The 16,699-nt window shown below is 72.0% G+C and carries 15 protein-coding genes; 6 read left to right on the plus strand and 9 right to left on the minus strand.

Features of this window, described 5'->3' with window-relative positions:
• Positions 1 to 4 precede the first annotated feature (4 nt).
• Complete coding sequence (locus tag ACWCPY_RS00685; RefSeq protein WP_451262144.1) at positions 5 to 1,228, plus strand: acyl-CoA dehydrogenase family protein; 1,224 nt, start codon at positions 5 to 7, stop codon at positions 1,226 to 1,228.
• A complete protein-coding gene (locus tag ACWCPY_RS00690) occupies positions 1,228 to 1,716 on the plus strand; it encodes a nitroreductase family deazaflavin-dependent oxidoreductase (RefSeq protein WP_451262145.1) in 489 nt (162 codons plus the stop codon). Before ACWCPY_RS00685 ends, ACWCPY_RS00690 begins: the two co-directional genes overlap by 1 nt.
• Before the next feature lie 152 nt (positions 1,717 to 1,868).
• On the opposite strand, the gene ACWCPY_RS00695 is transcribed toward ACWCPY_RS00690, so the two are convergent.
• Positions 1,869 to 2,516 carry a TetR family transcriptional regulator gene (locus ACWCPY_RS00695; protein WP_072485663.1) on the minus strand — a complete coding sequence of 216 codons (648 nt, stop codon included), beginning with the start codon at positions 2,514 to 2,516 and terminating at the stop codon, positions 1,869 to 1,871.
• A 334-nt stretch (positions 2,517 to 2,850) separates the two neighbouring features.
• Between ACWCPY_RS00695 and ACWCPY_RS00700 the strand changes: the two genes are divergently transcribed.
• Both ACWCPY_RS00700 and ACWCPY_RS00705 read left to right on the plus strand, forming a co-directional pair.
• Positions 2,851 to 3,723 (plus strand): VOC family protein, encoded by an 873-nt coding sequence (locus tag ACWCPY_RS00700; RefSeq protein WP_451262146.1) that lies wholly within the window; start codon positions 2,851 to 2,853, stop codon positions 3,721 to 3,723.
• A 161-nt stretch (positions 3,724 to 3,884) separates the two neighbouring features.
• Positions 3,885 to 6,260: an outer membrane protein assembly factor BamB family protein gene (locus ACWCPY_RS00705; protein WP_451262147.1), complete on the plus strand. Its 2,376-nt coding sequence runs from the start codon at positions 3,885 to 3,887 to the stop codon at positions 6,258 to 6,260.
• A 15-nt stretch (positions 6,261 to 6,275) separates the two neighbouring features.
• On the opposite strand, the gene ACWCPY_RS00710 is transcribed toward ACWCPY_RS00705, so the two are convergent.
• Positions 6,276 to 6,899: a hypothetical protein gene (locus tag ACWCPY_RS00710; RefSeq protein WP_451262148.1), complete on the minus strand. Its 624-nt coding sequence runs from the start codon at positions 6,897 to 6,899 to the stop codon at positions 6,276 to 6,278.
• A 160-nt stretch (positions 6,900 to 7,059) separates the two neighbouring features.
• Between ACWCPY_RS00710 and ACWCPY_RS00715 the strand changes: the two genes are divergently transcribed.
• Entirely contained in the window at positions 7,060 to 7,608 is a 549-nt protein-coding gene (locus ACWCPY_RS00715) for a hypothetical protein (protein ID WP_451262149.1), read from the plus strand.
• Between the two features lie 43 nt (positions 7,609 to 7,651).
• Here the strand turns inward: ACWCPY_RS00715 and ACWCPY_RS00720 are convergent, their stop codons facing one another.
• Genes ACWCPY_RS00720 through ACWCPY_RS00730 form a run of 3 tightly spaced genes read right to left on the minus strand, consistent with a single transcriptional unit; the run spans position 7,652 to position 10,033 of the window.
• Positions 7,652 to 8,425 (minus strand): enoyl-CoA hydratase/isomerase family protein, encoded by a 774-nt coding sequence (locus tag ACWCPY_RS00720; protein ID WP_451262150.1) that lies wholly within the window; start codon positions 8,423 to 8,425, stop codon positions 7,652 to 7,654.
• A gap of 5 nt (positions 8,426 to 8,430) precedes the next feature.
• Positions 8,431 to 8,871 carry a Zn-ribbon domain-containing OB-fold protein gene (locus tag ACWCPY_RS00725; RefSeq protein ID WP_451262151.1) on the minus strand — a complete coding sequence of 147 codons (441 nt, stop codon included), beginning with the start codon at positions 8,869 to 8,871 and terminating at the stop codon, positions 8,431 to 8,433.
• Positions 8,872 to 8,884: 13 nt separating this feature from the next.
• Positions 8,885 to 10,033 carry a lipid-transfer protein gene (locus tag ACWCPY_RS00730; RefSeq protein WP_451262395.1) on the minus strand — a complete coding sequence of 383 codons (1,149 nt, stop codon included), beginning with the start codon at positions 10,031 to 10,033 and terminating at the stop codon, positions 8,885 to 8,887.
• A 91-nt stretch (positions 10,034 to 10,124) separates the two neighbouring features.
• Between ACWCPY_RS00730 and ACWCPY_RS00735 the strand changes: the two genes are divergently transcribed.
• Positions 10,125 to 11,684: a FadD3 family acyl-CoA ligase gene (locus ACWCPY_RS00735; protein WP_451262152.1), complete on the plus strand. Its 1,560-nt coding sequence runs from the start codon at positions 10,125 to 10,127 to the stop codon at positions 11,682 to 11,684.
• A 3-nt stretch (positions 11,685 to 11,687) separates the two neighbouring features.
• Here ACWCPY_RS00735 and ACWCPY_RS00740 read toward each other — a convergent pair whose 3' ends face one another.
• From ACWCPY_RS00740 to ACWCPY_RS00755, 4 genes are all read right to left on the minus strand, one after another.
• Positions 11,688 to 12,101 (minus strand): type II toxin-antitoxin system VapC family toxin, encoded by a 414-nt coding sequence (locus ACWCPY_RS00740; RefSeq protein ID WP_451262396.1) that lies wholly within the window; start codon positions 12,099 to 12,101, stop codon positions 11,688 to 11,690.
• Positions 12,101 to 12,436, minus strand: a complete 336-nt coding sequence (locus tag ACWCPY_RS00745; protein ID WP_451262153.1) for a type II toxin-antitoxin system Phd/YefM family antitoxin — start codon at positions 12,434 to 12,436, stop codon at positions 12,101 to 12,103. Before ACWCPY_RS00745 ends, ACWCPY_RS00740 begins: the two co-directional genes overlap by 1 nt.
• Positions 12,437 to 13,219: 783 nt before the next feature.
• Positions 13,220 to 13,432 carry a hypothetical protein gene (locus tag ACWCPY_RS00750; RefSeq protein ID WP_451262154.1) on the minus strand — a complete coding sequence of 71 codons (213 nt, stop codon included), beginning with the start codon at positions 13,430 to 13,432 and terminating at the stop codon, positions 13,220 to 13,222.
• Positions 13,433 to 13,627: 195 nt separating this feature from the next.
• Entirely contained in the window at positions 13,628 to 16,597 is a 2,970-nt protein-coding gene (locus ACWCPY_RS00755) for a BTAD domain-containing putative transcriptional regulator (RefSeq protein WP_451262155.1), read from the minus strand.
• Between the last annotated feature and the right edge of the window lie 102 nt (positions 16,598 to 16,699).

The following is a 16,699-nucleotide window of genomic DNA, read 5'->3' on the forward strand; positions in this document are numbered from 1 at the left end:
GTCGATGGATGCCGCCTTCACCGCGGAACAGGACGAGATCCGCCGCACCTTGCGCGAACTGCTGGCCGCGCACTGCACACCCGACGACGTCAGGAACGCCGTGCGCACCGCCGACGGGTACGACGCGGAGCTGTGGCGGCGCCTCGCCCAGGACCTCGGGCTGCCCGGTCTCGCCCTCCCGCAGGAGTACGGAGGCGTCGGCTGCGGTCTCACCGAGCTCGCCGTCGCCTGCGAGGAGACGGGCCGCGCCCTGCTGCCCTCGCCCCTGATCGCCACCGCCGCGCTCGCCGCGCCCCTGATCGCCGCACTCGGCACCGACGCCCAGCGCACCGCCCTGCTGCCGCGCATCGCGGCCGGTGAGCTGACCGCGACCCTGGCCGTCCCCGGCGGTTCGCTCGCCACCGCCCTCGGTCTCACCGCCGACCCCGCCGACGGCACCTGGGCGGGCGGCGGCCGGGCGGGTGGCATGCAGGCCAGGCCGGTCGCCGGTGCGCGGGGCTGGCGGCTGTACGGGGAGGCCGCCCAGGTCCTCGACGGGCACAGCGCCGGGCTCCTCCTGGTCGCGGCCCACGCCGGAGGCTTCCCGCGCAGCCGTACGCTCCTGTTCCTGGTCCGCCCGGACACGGCGGCAGGAGCCGTCCGCACCCGGCTCACCTCGCTCGACGAGACCCGCACACAGGCCCGGATCGAACTCCGCGACACCGAGGCCGAACTCCTCGGCGCCGACGACACCGTGGACATCACCGGCGCCCTCGCCTCGGCCGGTCACCCGGCTGCCGCGCTGCTCGCCGCCCAGGCGGTGGGGGCGGCGGCGAGCGCGCTGGAGCGGACGGTCGAATACGTCGGGGCGCGCGAGCAGTTCGGCCGGGCGATCGGCTCCTTCCAGGCCGTGAAGCACCGCCTCGCCGACCTGTACGTACAGGTGCAGGCGGCCCGCTCCGCGGCGTACTACGCGGCCTGGGACCCGGCCGATGCCGGGGGGCTCGCCCTCGCCCAGGCGCTGGAGGCGCTCCGGACCACCACCGCCGAGGCCGTCCAGCTGCACGGCGGGCTCGGCTTCACCTGGGAGCACGAGGCGCATCTGTACTTCAAGCGGGCCGCGGCCGACGAACTGCTCTTCGGCCCCGTCCACGGGCTCCGCGACCACGCGGCGCAGCGGGCCGGGCTGTTCGCGGGATCGGCGAGGGAGCCGGCTGTTTCGGGGCCGGCCGGAAGGGCGGCGGTCTGATGGCGCCCGGCGTACGGCTGATCCAGAAGGTCTCCTCCACCCGCGCGTTCGCGAGGATCGCCCCGCATGTCGTCCCCGCCATGGACTGTACGGTGCACCGGCTCACCCGCGGCAAGGTGCTGCTCAGCTCCCGGATGCTGCCGGGGCTGATCCTGACGGTGCCGGGGGCGAGGAGCGGGCAGCTCAGAACCACTCCGCTGGCCTGCATGCCCGAGGGCGGGGCGGAGCAGAGCTGGATTCTGGTCGGCAGCAACTTCGGCCGTACGGGGCACCCGGCCTGGACCGCGAATCTGCTGGCCGGTCCCGACGAGGCGGTCGTCAACTGGCAGGGCCGGGACATTCCGGTGCACGCCACGCTGCTGGAGGGTGCCGAGCGGGACGAGGTGTGGCGGGCGGCGCTGAAGTTCTGGCCGCCTTACGCGACTTACCAGGAGCGGGTCGACCGGGAGATCCGGCTCTTCAGACTGCGCGTGCGCGGCGGCTCCTGAGCGGGGCGACGCCTGGACGTGGCGGATCCCGACACGGTCCGGGTGCACCGACGGCGGACCACATGCGTGGCCCGCCGTCGGTGAGACAGGACCTGGGGCGCCCGGGACGGCCGCGCGATACCCCGGTGGGGGTGGGGCCGTCGGCGCCGGTGCTACCTCGTCGGCTTCCTGCCGGTGATGCCCAGATGCACCAACAGGGCGAGGTTCGGCTTGAGTTCGGCCTGCTTCACGCCCCAGGTCGTAAAGCCCTTCTGGTGCGAGGCGACGGCGGCCAGCATCGCGACCAGCGAGCCCGCCATCGCCGCGGCGCTGACCTCCTTGTCGACCTTGCCCTTGGCCTGGAGCTCCTTCACCGAATCGGTGAGGGAGTTGGTGACCGAGTTCAGGATCTTCATGCGGATCTTGTAGAACCGCTTGTCGCCCTCGGCCGCACCGAGGTCGACCACGCGCAGGATCGCGTCGTGGTGCCGCCAGAAGTCGAGGAATCCCTCGACCAGTTCTTCGGCTGTCTGCCAGCCGGCCTTGCCGACCCAGGAGCGGCCGGCGACCAGTTCGGTCAACCCGGCGCCCTCCTTGGCCATTTCCTCGGCGATCTCGAGGACGGCGCCCTCGACGTCGGGGAAGTACTGGTAGAAGGTCGCGGGTGAAGTCCCCGCCTTCCGGGCGACGTCGATGACTTTGACGTCCCGGTACGGTGAGGAGCTGAGCATCTCGCTGAGGCAGTCGAGCAGCTTCTGCCGCGTCGCCTGTCCGCGTCGACCGGCCACGCGGCCGTCGACGGTGCGCACTTGTCCTGTCATGCCGTCAGCTTACCGAGGGGTGATCGGAGCGCGATTCGGCCGACTGCAAATGGGGATCACCGCAGACACGGTGGGGGGAGTGGCCGGATTTCGACGTATGCGCCCCTGAGCTGAACCACGGAGCGATAAATCTTATCAACAGCCTGTGGATAACTTCGGTGGATAACTTTCCGTGATGCCGTGAGCATCGAAGTCATCCGTCGAGATTTATCGAAAATCAGTTCGATGATGACGGGTCGGGGCGCGACGAACGCGACCCGCGGTTACGTTTGCTGTGACGAGCGTCACTGCCATGAATCGCGAGCGACGCGTGATCACGGAAGGACCCGGGCCCATGGCCGCATTCGCGCGATCCGCGCCGTGCTGGGTGGATGTGCAGCTTCCCGACCTGGAAGCGGGTAAGCGCTTCTACGGCGAGCTGTTCGGCTGGACCTTCCGGGCCGGCGAGGGACCGTACGCGGACGCCTACAGCGGCGGGAAGCTCGTCGCCGCGCTCGCCGCCAAGCAGGACGGCCGGATGCCCACCGCCTGGGGGATCTACTTCGCCACCGACGACATCGTCGCGTCCGTCGCCCGGATCAGGGAGGCGGGCGGCCAGGTGATCACCGAGCCGGTCCGGGCCGGCCGGGCCGGAGTCCTCGCCCAGGCGGCCGACCCCGGCGGAGCGGTCTTCGGGCTCTGGCAGGCCGGTGACCGCGAGGGTTTCCAGAAGCAGAACGAGCCCGGCTCCTTCTGCTGGACCGAGGTCCACACCCGCCGGAAGGACCGGGTGGACGCCTTCTACGAGGAGGTCTTCGGCTTCCAGGGCACCGACCTCGCCGAGGAGACCGACCTCGCCCAGGACACCGGACCCGGCTCGGACACCGGACCCGGCTCGGACGCCGAATCCGGCGGATCCGGCGCGGCCGGGCCCGTTCCCGCCTTCCGGATGTGGTCCCCGGCGGGCACCGAGCCCGGCCCGGACACCGCGGTCGGCGGCCGCAGCGTCATCACCGACGCCTTCCCGGCGGAGCTGCCCAGCTACTTCCTCGATTACTTCGCCGTCGAGGACTGCAACAGCGCGGCCGGGCACGCCGTACGCCTCGGCGGCCGGATCTCCGCGCCGCCGTTCGACATCCCGTACGGGCGGATGGCGGTCCTCCAGGACGATCAGGGCGCCGTCTTCGCCGTACTTCAGCCCCCTGTGTCCGAGAACGGGGCAGAGTGAGCTGTGACACCCCGATCCGCCCCCGGGTTCGCAACCAGGGCCTCAGCCAGGAAGAATCGGGGGTGCGCACCGCCGGGTGGTGCCCAGTGGTGAGACGCCGTACAGGGCGGGTTTTCGCGGGCTTCTGTTCCTGAGGTCCGTACGGGGAGGTGGCAGGGCAAGTGGTGGAGCAGCTGACGCAGCACGACCCGAGGCGGATCGGCCCGTTCGAGGTGCTGGGACGGCTCGGGGCCGGCGGCATGGGGCTGGTCTATCTCGCCCGCTCGGCTTCGGGCCGGCGCGTGGCGATCAAGACGGTCCGCACGGAGCTCGCCGAGGACCAGCTGTTCCGGGTCCGCTTCACGCGCGAGGTGGAGGCCGCCCGCGCCGTCAGCGGCTTCTACACGGCCGCGGTGGTGGACGCCGACCCGCGCGCCGCCGTGCCGTGGCTGGCCACCGCCTATGTGCCGGCGCCCTCGCTGGAAGAGATAGTGAGTGAGTGCGGGCCCATGCCGGTCCAGGCGGTGCGCTGGCTGGCCGCCGGTATCGCGGAGGCACTGCAGTCGATCCACGGAGCGGGGCTCGTCCACCGCGACATGAAGCCGTCGAACGTGCTCGTGGTCGAGGACGGCCCCCGGGTGATCGACTTCGGGATCGCGTCCGGTGTCTCCAACACCCGGCTGACCATGACGAACGTCGCCGTGGGCACGCCCGCCTACATGTCGCCCGAACAGGCCAGGGACTCGCGCAGCGTCACCGGCGCCAGCGACATCTTCTCGCTCGGCTCCACCCTCGTCTTCGCCGCCACCGGCCATGCGCCCTTCCACGGCGCCAACCCCGTCGAGACGGTCTTCATGCTGCTGCGCGAGGGCCCCGACCTGGAGGGCCTGCCCGGCGAACTGCGGCCGCTGATCGAGTCCTGCATGCAGATGGACGCCGGGCTGCGACCCACCCCCGCCGACCTCCAGGCCCAGCTCGCCCCGCATCTCTTCGCCTCCGGCGGCGACGACAGCGGTACGGCCTCCGCGTGGCTGCCGACCTCCGCCACCGCGATGATCGAGCAGCGCCGCGGCGGCCGGAAGACCGCCGCGCCCGCCCCGGTGCCGCCGCCGCCCCCGCAGCCGCCGGGCCCCGAGCGGGACGCCGCCTGGCGCAGCGGCGGTGACCTGCGCTCCCCGGCCGCCGGACCGCGGCCCGGCCCGGCTTCCGCGCCCGACGCGGGCGGTCCGGTGCGGCTGCCCGGTGCGAAGGTGCCGATCGGCCCCGGCCCGCGCGCCCAGGACGTACGGGCCGCCGCCACGGCCACCGCGGACGCCGGCCCCGCGACCGGCTGGGTGCGCCCGCCCGCCGGGGTGAACGGCTCCGTCCCGGCCGCCCCCGTGCCCGGACCCGCGCAACCGCCGGAGCCCCCGCCCGGCCCGGACCGCTGGCGGCCCTGGCGGTTCCGGATGTCCAACGACGTCTGGGGCACCCCCGTCGTCGCCGGGGACCTCCTCTACGTCACGTCGTTCGAGGTGCACGCCCTGGACGTCGGCAACGGGCGCCGCCGGTTCAAGACCCGGGACGTCGCCTGGGTGATGGCCGTCGAGGGCGGCCGCATCCACGCCTCCGACGGGCCGTCCCTGTACGCCCTGGACGCGGCGACCGGCGCCGAGCGGTGGCGGCTCCAGACGGACGCCTGGGTCTACTCCCTCAAGGCCGACCGCGGCACCGTCGTCACCGGCACCCGGGGCGGCGGCGTCCAGGCCTGGGAGGCCTCCACGGGCGAGAAGCTGTGGGAGAGCGGCGGTGTGCAGACCGACTTCGAGACGGCGGAGGCCGGCCCCGTGGTCCACGAGGGCACGGTCTACCTCTGGCAGAACGCCCGGCTGCGCGCCGTCGACGCCCGTACCGGCATCGAGCGCTGGTCGTACCCCATCGGCGACGCGGCCTCCTGCGGCGGTGTGCCGGTCCGGGTGACCGCGGCCCCGGACGGCTTCGTCTACGTCAGCGCCGGGGCCCGGGTCCTGGCCGTGGACAACGTGTCCGGGCATGTGCGCTGGCACTTCGAGTCGCCCGCCGTCTTCCTCTCCCCGCCCGCCTTCGCGCCCGGCCCCGCCGTCACCGGCGGCGGTGTGTACCTCGCCGACTACCTCGGCACGGTGTACGCGATCGACGCCTCGACCGGCAAGGACCGCTGGCGCATCGCCACGGAGGCCCGCCAGTCGATCGAACCGGTCCTGGTGACGGCCGGGAACGTCCATGTCGGCAGCGGCAGCGCGCTGTACACGCTCGACGCGGTCACCGGCACCCCGAAGTGGCGGTTCGCGGCGGGCGGCGAGGTGGTGGGCGCCCCGGTGGTCGCCGACGGCCGGGTCCACTTCGGCTCCGCCGACCACGTCCTGTACACCCTGGACGCGGCGGGCGGCCAGCTCCGCTGGAAGCTGGCGACGGGCGGCGAGATCACGGGGTCGCCGGTGGCGCAGGGCGGCGTCGTGTACGCGTGCAGCAAGGACCGCTGCGTGTACGCGCTGGACGCTCTGAAGGGCACGGGTACGGGCGGCCGGGCCAGGACGTAGGCGCCGCGACGGGCCTCAGCGGCGTGGGCGCCCGTCCTCGTCGGGGCCCCTGTCCGGGCCCGCGTCCGGGTGGTGGGCCGCCGGGTCCGGCCCCGTGTACAGCTCCGGCTCGGGCTCCGGCAGCGTGCTCGTCTGCACGGACGGCCCCGGTTCCTGCGTCGGCGGCCAGGTGTCCGGGTTCTCCGATCCGGGCGCCGCGTACGGCCGGTCGTGTGTCGCGCGAGCGGGCCGCCGCCCGGACATCACCGCCGCACCCACCAGCAGCAGCACCCCGCCCGCAGCCGCCTCGGCCACGCCCCACCGCAGCCCGGAACCGTCGCCCGCGACGGCCAGACTGCCCAGCGCCTGCCCCTGGCGCACCATCCACAGCACGGTGAACCCGAGCACCACCACACCCGCGGCCGCCACCAGCAGCCGCGACCGCAGCACCACACCGGCCACCGTCAGCAGGGCGGCGAAGAGGAACGCGAGCAGGATCGAGCCCAGCGGACCGGGCCGGCCCGGTCCGATGCCGGTGAACAGCTCCTCGATCCGGTAGTGACGCCCGAGGCGACCGTCGTACCAGTCACGGAAGGGGCTCAGCACGGCGGCCGCCGCTCCGGCGAGAGCGAGCACCGAGCCCAGGACGTTGCGGATCATCATCGGCCTCCTGCGCGTGCGCGGACCGGCGTCACAGCTCTGCACCGCTCTCGGCCTCGACGCTACGCCGGGGCCCTGGCCCTCGCCACCTTGAGCTACCGTGACGCACGGTCGTTCGACAACTGCAGAAATGGACAACAACACAAGGGGGGCTGCATCGATGATGCGGCAGCACATAAAGCTTTCCGCGGTACTGGTCGTGGTGGTTCTCGCCCTCACCGGCTTCTCCACCTCCAGCCACGGCGGCCGCAGCGGCAAGAGCAAGAGCCACGGGTCGAGCAGCAGCAGCGGCGGTGGCTGCTCCAACTCCAAGAAGAGCAACGGCAGCTACCACAGCAGCGACTACGACGACGATGACTACGACTCGTCGAGCAGTTCCTCCGGCGGTACGGACTACGCGACGCAGACCCCGAGCGCCACGGCGTCCGACGCGCCCCGGGCGTACGTCTTCCGCTGCGCCCAGCCCCGCAAGGGCAAGCGCAAGGCCGTCACCACCTCCGCCGTCAGGCTCACCGCCAACGCCTCCGGCTCCCACACGTACACGGTCGACGTGACCTTCCTCGACGCACGTGGCAAGACCGTCGACACCGGTTACACCACCGTGGACGCCGAGGGCGGCCAGACCGTGACCCTCTCCGTGCCGATGGACAGCCCGCGCAAGGTCTCCAAGGTGAAGAAGTGCCGCGTCGAAGCCGAGATGAGCTACTGACCCACCGACCTGCCGGTCCGTCGGCCGGCCCCCGGGCGGTCCATCAGCGTGTCCGGAATTCGCCCGCGCCCCGACCCCGGAACAGTTCGGCCTGCCGCTCCGGCGGCAGATTGCCGAGTGCGATGAGGTGCGGGGCGTGGGCCATGGCCTGCGCCCTGGCCGCCTCCCGCGCGGACCACACCGCCCGCACCGTCCCCTGCACCGCCCCGGTCGGGTACGAGGCGATCACGCCCGCCGCCCGCAGCGCCGCGTCCACCGCGCCGCCGGGCGCCGTCACCTCGCTGACCAGCCCGGTCTCGTACGCACGACGGGCCGAGACCCGCTCGGCGGTCCCCATCAGCGACATCCGGGCCACCTCGCCGAACGGCATCCGCTGCGCCATGGAGATCGCCTCGTACGCGCTGACCATGCCGTACGTCGTGTGCGGGTCGAAGAACGTCGCCTCCTCGGACGCGATCACGAACTCCGCCTCGCCCAGCAGATAGAACGCCCCGCCGCAGGCCATCCCCTCCACGGCCGCGATCACCGGCTTCCACAGGTCGTTGGCCTTCGGCCCGATCGTGAGCAGCGGATCGTCGATCGTGTACGGGGACGAGGGCTGCGGCACGTCCACGTCCCGGTCGATCCCCGTGCAGAAGGCCCGGCCGCCCGCACCGGTGAGGACCACCGCCCGCACCCCGTCGTCGAAGCGGAACGCCCTCCAGACGGCGGCCAGTTCGGTGGCCGTGGCCAGGTCGATCGCGTTGAGTCTGGCGGGCCGGTCGAGGGTGACGAGCGCGACCCCGGTCTCCTTGTCCGTCTCCGTGCGCAACGCCATCGCCCTCACCGCTCCAGCAGCCAGCGCACCAGGGTCACCCCGGGACCGGCCGGGCAGAACACCGCCCGCACCGGGGCACCGATCCGCAGCCGCCCCGGATCGACCGAGTCCAGCGGGGCGTCCGGACCGCTCACCACATTCCCCACCAGCCGGATCCGCGGCGCGTCCGCCAGCTCGACCACGACGGCGTTGTACGGGGCCTGCGCGGCGTACGCGGGCAGCAGCGGCGGATGCGGCAGCACGTAGGACCAGATGCGGCCGCGTCCGCTCATCGGCCGCCACTCGCTCTCGAAGGACTGGCAGTGCGGGCAGCACGGCCGGGGCGGGAAGCGGAGCCGTCCGCACTCCTGGGCGGCGCACGCCTGGACGCGGAGTTCGCCGCGGGCCGCGTACTCCCAGAAGGGGGCGTCGTCCTCGTCCACGACGGGCAGCAGCAGTCCATCCATGCCGGTCAACTCCTCAACTCCTCAGCAGTACGGCGGACGTGGGCACGCCCTCACCGGCGGTGACCAGGCACGTCCCGGCGTCCGGGACCTGGGCGGTGGAGACGCCGCGCAGCTGCTTGACGCCCTCGTTGATCAGGTTGAAGCCGTGCACATACGCCTCGCTGAGCCCGCCGCCCCCGGTGTTGATCGGCAGCCGCCCGCCGCTCTCCAGCGCCCCGCCCTCGGTGAACGCGGCGCCCTCGCCGCGCCCGCAGAAGCCGTATCCCTCCAGGGAGAGCGGGATGAGCGGGGTGAACGCGTCGTAGATCTGCGCCACATCGACATCGTCCGGGCCGAAGTCGGCCTGCTTCCACAGCTGCCGGGCGGCCGTCCAGGCGGGCCCACTGAGCGGGTCGTCGTTCCAGTAGTTGACCATCCCGTGGTGCTGGGCGGGCAGCCCCTGGGCGACGGAGTGGATGTAGACGGGCTTCTGCCGGCAGTCCCGGGCCCGCTCCGCGGAGACGATGACGCAGGCCAGCGCCCCGTCCGTCTCCAGGCAGTTGTCGAAGAGGCAGAGCGGCTCGCTGATCCAGCGCGAGGTCATATACATGTCGCGGGTCAGCGGCCGCTCGTACATCACCGCGTCCGGGTTCTGGTTGGCGCGGTTGCGGCAGGCGAGGGCGACGTTGAAGAGGTGGTCGCGGGTCGCCCCGTACTCGTGCATGTACCGACGGGTCAGCATCCCGATCTCGTCGGCCGGCCGCAGCAGCCCGTACGGGCGGGTCCACTGGGCGGGGGTGGGCAGCTGCACGGCGGTGTTCTTCCAGGGCCGGGGCCCCGAACCCCGCTTCCGCGACCGCCAGGCGACCCCGACGCCCGCCTGCCCCGTCGCCACCGCGGCGGCGAGATGCGCGATCGTCGCGCAGGAGCCGCCGCCCCCGTACCCCACCTTGCTGAAGAAGGTGACATCGCCCGCCCCGATCGCCTTGGCGACCTCGACCTCGTCGGTCTCCTCCATCGTGTACGAGGCGAACGCGTCCACCTCCGACGCGGCGATGCCCGCGTCGTCGAGCGCCGCGACGATGGCCCGGCAGGCCAAGGTCTTCTCGGACTCCGGCAGTTGTTTCGCGAAGGCCGTCTGTCCTATGCCGGCTATCGCCGTCGCGTCCTTGAGTGCCGTCACCGCCACCTCCCAGGCCGTCATGACTGCTGACAGCGGCTGAGGCTACAGCTAATCTGACGGATAGTCAGCTACTGCGTCAGGGAGGCGAACGATGCGCGGCGACGAGGAGTGGGGCAGCATCCCGAAGCTGGTCCGGGCGGCGGCGCGGCGGTACGGGGACCGGGAGGCCGTCGTCGAGGGCCGCACCCGGATCTCGTACGCCGAACTCGGCGAGCGCGTGGAGCGGGCCGCCGCCGCGTGCATGGCCTCGGGCGTCGAGCCGGGGGACCGGGTCGCGGTCTGGGCCCCGAACACCCTGGACTGGATCGTCTCGGCGCTGGGGGCGGTGACGGCCGGCGCGGTCCTCGTCCCCCTCAACACCCGCTTCAAGGGCAGCGAAGCGGCGTACATCCTGCAACGCAGCCGGGCGAAGCTCCTCTTCGTCACCGGCACCTTCCTCGGCACCTCGTACGTGGCGTCGCTGCGCCGGGCGGGGGCCGAACTCCCCTGCCTGGAGACGGTGGTGGTGCTGGCGGACGCCGCCCCCGACGACTACGTCACCTGGAAGGACTTCCTGGCGGCGGGGGAGGGAGTCTCCGGCGCGGCGGTACGCTCCCGGGCCGACGCGATCGCCCCCTCGGCCCCCTCCGACATCATCTACACCTCGGGCACCACGGGCCGGCCCAAGGGTGCCGTCATCACCCACGCCCAGACGCTGCGCTGCTACGCGATCTGGAGCGAGCTGGCGGATCTGCGCGAGGGCGACCGCTATCTGATCGTGAACCCGTTCTTCCACACCTTCGGCTACAAGGCTGGCATCATCGCCTGCCTGATGCGGGGCGCCACGATGGTCCCGCAACCGGTCTTCAACGTGGACACGGTCCTGGCCAACATCGCCGCCGAACGCATCTCGGTGCTGCCCGGCCCGCCCACCCTCCACCAGTCCCTCCTGGACCACCCGGCGCGCTCCGCCCACGACCTCTCCGCCCTGCGCCTGGTGGTGACGGGCGCGGCGGTGGTCCCGCTGAAACTGGTGGAACGCCTGCGCACCGAGCTCCGCATCACCACCGTCCTCACCGCGTACGGCCTCTCCGAGGCGAGCGGCATCGTCACGATGTGCCGCCGCGGCGACCCCGCCGGGACGATCGCCTCGACGTCCGGCCGGGCGATCCCGGACACCGAGATCTGCGTCCTGGCCGACCCCGGCCTGCCCGGCGAGGTGCTGGTCCGCGGCTTCCACGTGATGCAGGGCTACTTCGAGGACCCGGAGACCACGGCCGCCGCGATCACCCCCGACGGCTGGCTCCGCACCGGCGACGTGGGCGTCCTCGACGAGGCGGGCAACCTGCGGATCACCGACCGGATCAAGGACATGTTCATCGTCGGCGGCTTCAACGCGTACCCGGCCGAGATAGAACAGCTCCTCGGCCTGCACCCGGACGTGGCCGACGTCGCGGTGATCGGCGTCCCCGACCCCCGCCTCGGCGAGGTGGGCAAGGCGTACGCGGTGCGGCGGCCGGGCGCGACGCTGACGGCGGACGACCTGATCGCCTGGTCCCGCCGCGAGATGGCGAACTACAAGGTCCCCAGGGCGGTGGAGTTCGTGACCGAGCTGCCGCGCAACGCGAGCGGCAAGGTGGTGAAGGGGGAGCTGCGGGGACGGGCGGGCTGAGGTTCAGGACGCTCCGGGGCTCTCGACGGGCAGCCTCAGCGACAGTGCGGATTCGATGAGCCGTTTGTCATATGCGACGAAGGCGACGAGGGCCTGTCCCAGCCCTTGCGCCGCGGCGAGGTGCAGCGCATCGAGCGAGCGGAGGCGGTTGCCTGGGGACAGCTGTCCGGCACGGTCGAAGAGGAGGGGTGGCATTCGCACGAGGGCACTTTCGTCGAGCCACTCCTCGGCCTCGGCGGTGACATCAGCGCTCGCTCCGACGGCGTGCAGAGCGCGCCCGACCTCGGTGCGAGTGAGGTCGCAGGTGAGGACGGTGGCGGAGCCGTGGGTGGAGAGCCACGCCTTGAGTGCCACGGTCTCGGCTTCCTCCTTGAAGAGCTTGAGCGCGGCGGACGTGTCCAGATAGATGAAACGCATCAGCACCCGTCGCCTCCGTCCTGGTCGTCGCGCAGCTCCTCCAGAGCCTGTGCGAGCGGCATGTCACCGACGGCAGAAGGCGCGGTCCGCATGCGTGCTGTCTGTGTGGCGGTGCGCGCGCGGCTGAGCTCCGTGAGATCGATGAGCCCGTCGGCGACAGCCTGGTTGATCGCTTCCTCGGCCGGATCCGGAGGCACTATCCGTGCCACGGTCCGGCCGTGACGGGTGACGGTGAAGGTCTCCCCGTGTTCCAGTCGCACGAGTACGGCGGCGGCATTCCGCTGCAGATCGCGGACGGTGATCCGGGTGTCCCGGTCGTGCTCTTCGCTGTCCATGCCGCACAGGATACGAGCATGTGCGACAGCTCGCCATAATGTGCGGCGGGGCTGGGGCGCTGCGAGATCGAGCGGTGATTCGACGCTTGGGGGGTAGGTGTGAAGCCGCCCGGCGGCGCTGATCCGGAAGCTGTAACGGGTGCACAGGACGGGGTTCGGTTGTGCCCGTGGTCAGTTTCTGTCGCGTAACGTCGGACTTTCTCCGCCGCCACACGGCGGTGACCTGCGGTGAGTAGCCTGCTGTCCTTCTTCGACGAGCACGGCGGCCGAGGTAATGACAGGGAGGTCGGCGTCGAGGGTTGCCCCCAGCCATCTCTGGAACTCCCGGCCTCGCTGAACCGCCTGTGCGAGTCGCTCGCTGTTGAGTACCGGTGCGCCGCTCACGTCGCAGTTCTTGCATCGGGTGGGCCACTCGTAGTGCGGGTGCGGCTCAGTCGGCGTGGGTGTCGTCCCGCGGGGTGACCACGGTGGCGTGGGTGTCGCTGGTCGCGTGCGTGTCGGCCGACACCGGGGTGGCTGCGCCGAGGCCGAGGGCACGGTGAACGCGGCGGCGACGAGCGTCTTTTTTGTGCGGGTTGTTCCGACTCCTGTGATGGGAGCGAGCATCTGGACGTGAAGCGATGCCAGTGAAAGGGGGGGGCGATGCCGGTACCCCTCCGGCAGGAAGCGGTCGAACGTTGGTGCGATTGCGCTGATCGCATGCGCGCGGACACGCAGCGGCCGCGACGGCTCCCCCTCCGCGCCGCCGCGGCCGCTCCCCCGTACCCCCGTCGATGTGCGGTATCAGCGCGGATCCGCCCCGGTCATGTGGCTGTCCATGGGCTTGATCTCGGGTTCGCCGGTCATGTGGCTGTCCATGGGCTTGATCTTGGGTTCGCCGGTCATGTGGCTGTCCAGCGGCTTGATCGCGGGCTCGCTCGTCATGTGGCTGTCCGCGGGCTTGGTGTCACCCGTCGTGCCGGGCGTCGGCACCTGAATCTTCTTGTCGTCACTCATGTCGTGAACTCCGTTGCTCGGTGCATGAATAGGCGGCGAAACCCGTCCAGCTGCTCCCCCGTGGGCTGCCGGACGGGCTGCTCAGAGCCGTTCACCTTAGTGCTCTGTTCCGACTGCCGACTCGTCTGCCCCCCGACGCGACGCATCGACAGGTACGAGAGTGTCAGTGGGCGATAAACGAATGATGAACGCTCGTCAGCTCCTGCGAGGGGCAGAGACAGGACCGAGCAGACGCTTGACGGCCTCGGCTTCAGGGGCTTTCAGCTGATCGAAGACCGAAAGGGCCTCCTGCCAGCACACTTTGGCACGATCTGCCTGTCCGATGCCCTGAAGAGCCCTCCCCAGCACGGTCAGCACGTTGGCGCGACGCCACTCACCCCCTACGTGCAGCAACACCGTCAGTGCCTGCTCGGCGAGGCCGGCGGCCCGGGCGGACCGCCCCGCGTCGAGATGGACCTCGGCCAGACGGAAGAGAGTCATGCCTTCCCACAGCCTCTGCCGGCTGTCCCTGAAGACGGAGAGCGCTTCGGACAGCCGGTCCTGGGCTTCGTCCTGCCGACCGGCCCGGGCCAGTGCGAGGCCCAGGGCGTAGCGACCGTTGGCCAGCCGCAGCGTGAGCCCCATGCGGTTGTAGAGGGCGACGCCCTCGCTGGCGAGTTCCACCGCACTCGTCGTGTGCCCTATGGCCAGATGGACCCGGGACAGGTTGCACAGGGCGCTTGCTTCGCCCGGCTGATTGGCGTCGGCCCGGAACGCGGCGATGGTCTGCTGGAGAAGGGCCTCGGCTTCATCGAGCCGGTTACGGTACCCGGCGATGATTCCCAGTTCGTTCGGGGCATTGCAGTGGGTCCACACATCGTCGGTCGACGGAGCGAGCTGCATGGCCCTGCGTGCTTCGTCGTCGGCCTGGTCGAAACGGCCGGCGGTGCTGTGCACCTGGGCGAGCGTCGTCCGCGCCCGGGCCTCGGAGCGAGGGTCGCCCGCAGATGCCGCGGCATCCCTCACCGCTGTGGCCACCGACTCGAACTGGCGGGAGTTGGCGCCCGACTCCGCAAGGTCCTTGGAGGCCATCAGTAGATCCACGCTGCGGCGGATGGCTCCGGCAGCGGCTGACTGCTGGGCGCATGCCAGGAGGGGACTGGCCTCGGAGTAGAGCCAGTCGAGCGCATGCTCATGCTTGGTGAACGAAAGCCCCTTGTACCCGGTGGGCTCCAGATGGCTGACCGTGCGGTCCCCCGGCCGCTCCAGCGCGTACACCCCCGCCGCCGTCGCCAGGTAGAAGTCCAGCAGCCGCGACAGCGCCGCCTCCCGCTCCTCCTGGGGCTCCTCGTCGCGCTCGGCGCACGAACGCGCGTAGAGGCGCACGAGGTCGTGGTAGCGGTAGCGGCCGGGGGCCGCGGACTCCAGGAGGCTGGTGTCCACCAGTGCCTCCAGCAGGTCCTCCGCCGCGTGGGTCTCCAGGTTGAGCACGGCCGCCGCCGCGGCGAGGGAGATGTCGGGGCCGTCGGCCAGGCCGAGGAGGCGGAAGGCGCGGGCCTGGGCGGGCTCCAGCTGGCCGTAGCCGAGTTCGAAGGTGGCCTTCACCGCGAGATCGCCCGCCTGGAGCTCGTCCAGGCGGCGGCGTTCGTCGGCGAGCTTGGCGGCCAGGACGGAGACCGTCCAGGTGCGGCGGGCGGCCAGGCGGGAGGCGGCGATGCGGATGGCCAGGGGGAGGAAGCCGCAGGCGGCGACCACGTCCAGGGCGGCCTCGCGCTCCGAGTTGATGCGTTCCTCGCCCGCGATGCGGGTGAAGAGCTGGAGCGCCTCCTCGGGGGACATCACGTCCAGGTCGACCAGATGGGAACCGGCCAGGTCGACCATCCGGACGCGGCTGGTGATCAGCGCCGCGCAGCCCGCGGTGCCGGGGAGCAGGGGACGGACCTGCGCCGCGTCGTGGGCGTTGTCGAGGAGGACCAGGATGCGGCGGCCGTCGAGCGTGGAGCGGTACAGGGCGGCGCGTTCGTCCAGGGAGTCGGGGATCGCCGAGTCCGCGGTGCCCAGCGCGCGCAGGAACGCCCCGAGGACCGTCTCCGGCTCCGCCGCCCGCGCGCCCGCGCCCTGGAGGTCCACGTACAGCTGCCCGTCCGGGAAGTGCTGGCGCGCCTGGTGGGCGACGTGTACGGCGAGGGTGGTCTTGCCGACGCCGCCGATGCCGGCCAGCGCCGAGACGGCCATCACCGAACCCTCGGCGGTCGCCAGCCGGTTGCCCAGTTCGCGTACGAAGGAGGCGCGGCCGGTGAAGTCCGGGACGGTGGCCGGGAGCTGGGCGGGGCGCACCGGCGCGGGAGCCGGGGCCGGTTCGTCCGCGGGGCGGGCGAGTTCCTCGTCGGCCCGCAGGATGCGCTGCTGGAGCTGGGCGAGCTCGGGGCGCGGGTCGACGCCCAGTTCGTCGGCGAGCAGCCGGCGGGTGTCCGCGTAGACGGCCAGCGCCTCGGCCTGACGGCCGCTGCGGTACAGGGCGATCATCAGGAGTTCGCGCAGCCGTTCCCGCAGGGGGTGCGCGGCGGTGAGCGCGGTCAGCTCGGAGACCGCCTCCGCGTGGCAGCCGACCTCCAGGTCCAGGTCCAGGCGGGTCTCGGTGAGCTGGAGCCGCCACTCCTCCAGCCGGGTGCGCTGGTTCTCGGCGTACGGTCCGGGCACGGAGGCCAGGGCCTCGCCGTCCCACAGCCCGAGCGCCTTGTTGAGGAGGGTCCGGGCCTGGGCGCGGTCGCCGGACGCGCGGGCCTTGTCCGCTTCGGCCGCCAGCTCCTGGGCCACCGTCACGTCGAGGGCGTCGTGGCCGGCCCGGATCGCGTATCCGCCGGCGTCGCTGACCAGCGTCTGCGGGTCGAGGACCTTGCGGAGCCGGGAGGCATAGGTGCGTATGGCGGCGAGCGCCTGCGAGGGCGGCTCGTCGCCCCAGATGGCGTCGATGAGTTCGGCGGCGGTGGCCGTGCGGCCGTCGCGCAGGAGCAGCGCAGCCAGCAGGGCCCGCTGCTGCGGCGAACCGGACGGCAGCGCTTCGCCGTCCCGCCGTGCCCGTACCGGACCGAGCACGGAAAAACGCAGATCGACGCTGCCCGCCGACCGCTGATGCGGAGCGCGCTGCTCCGGAACACGCACGTGTGACCCGTGGTCACGGTCCATTGCTGCCCCCTGCCCTGCTCGCCCCGCCGGTGTCGCCCATCGTGCTGTCGCTGCCTGCCTGGATATGCCCGCCCATGTGCCGGTCCGGGGCGGGTGGATCCG

This window comes from Streptomyces sp. NPDC002403, from assembly GCF_053593015.1.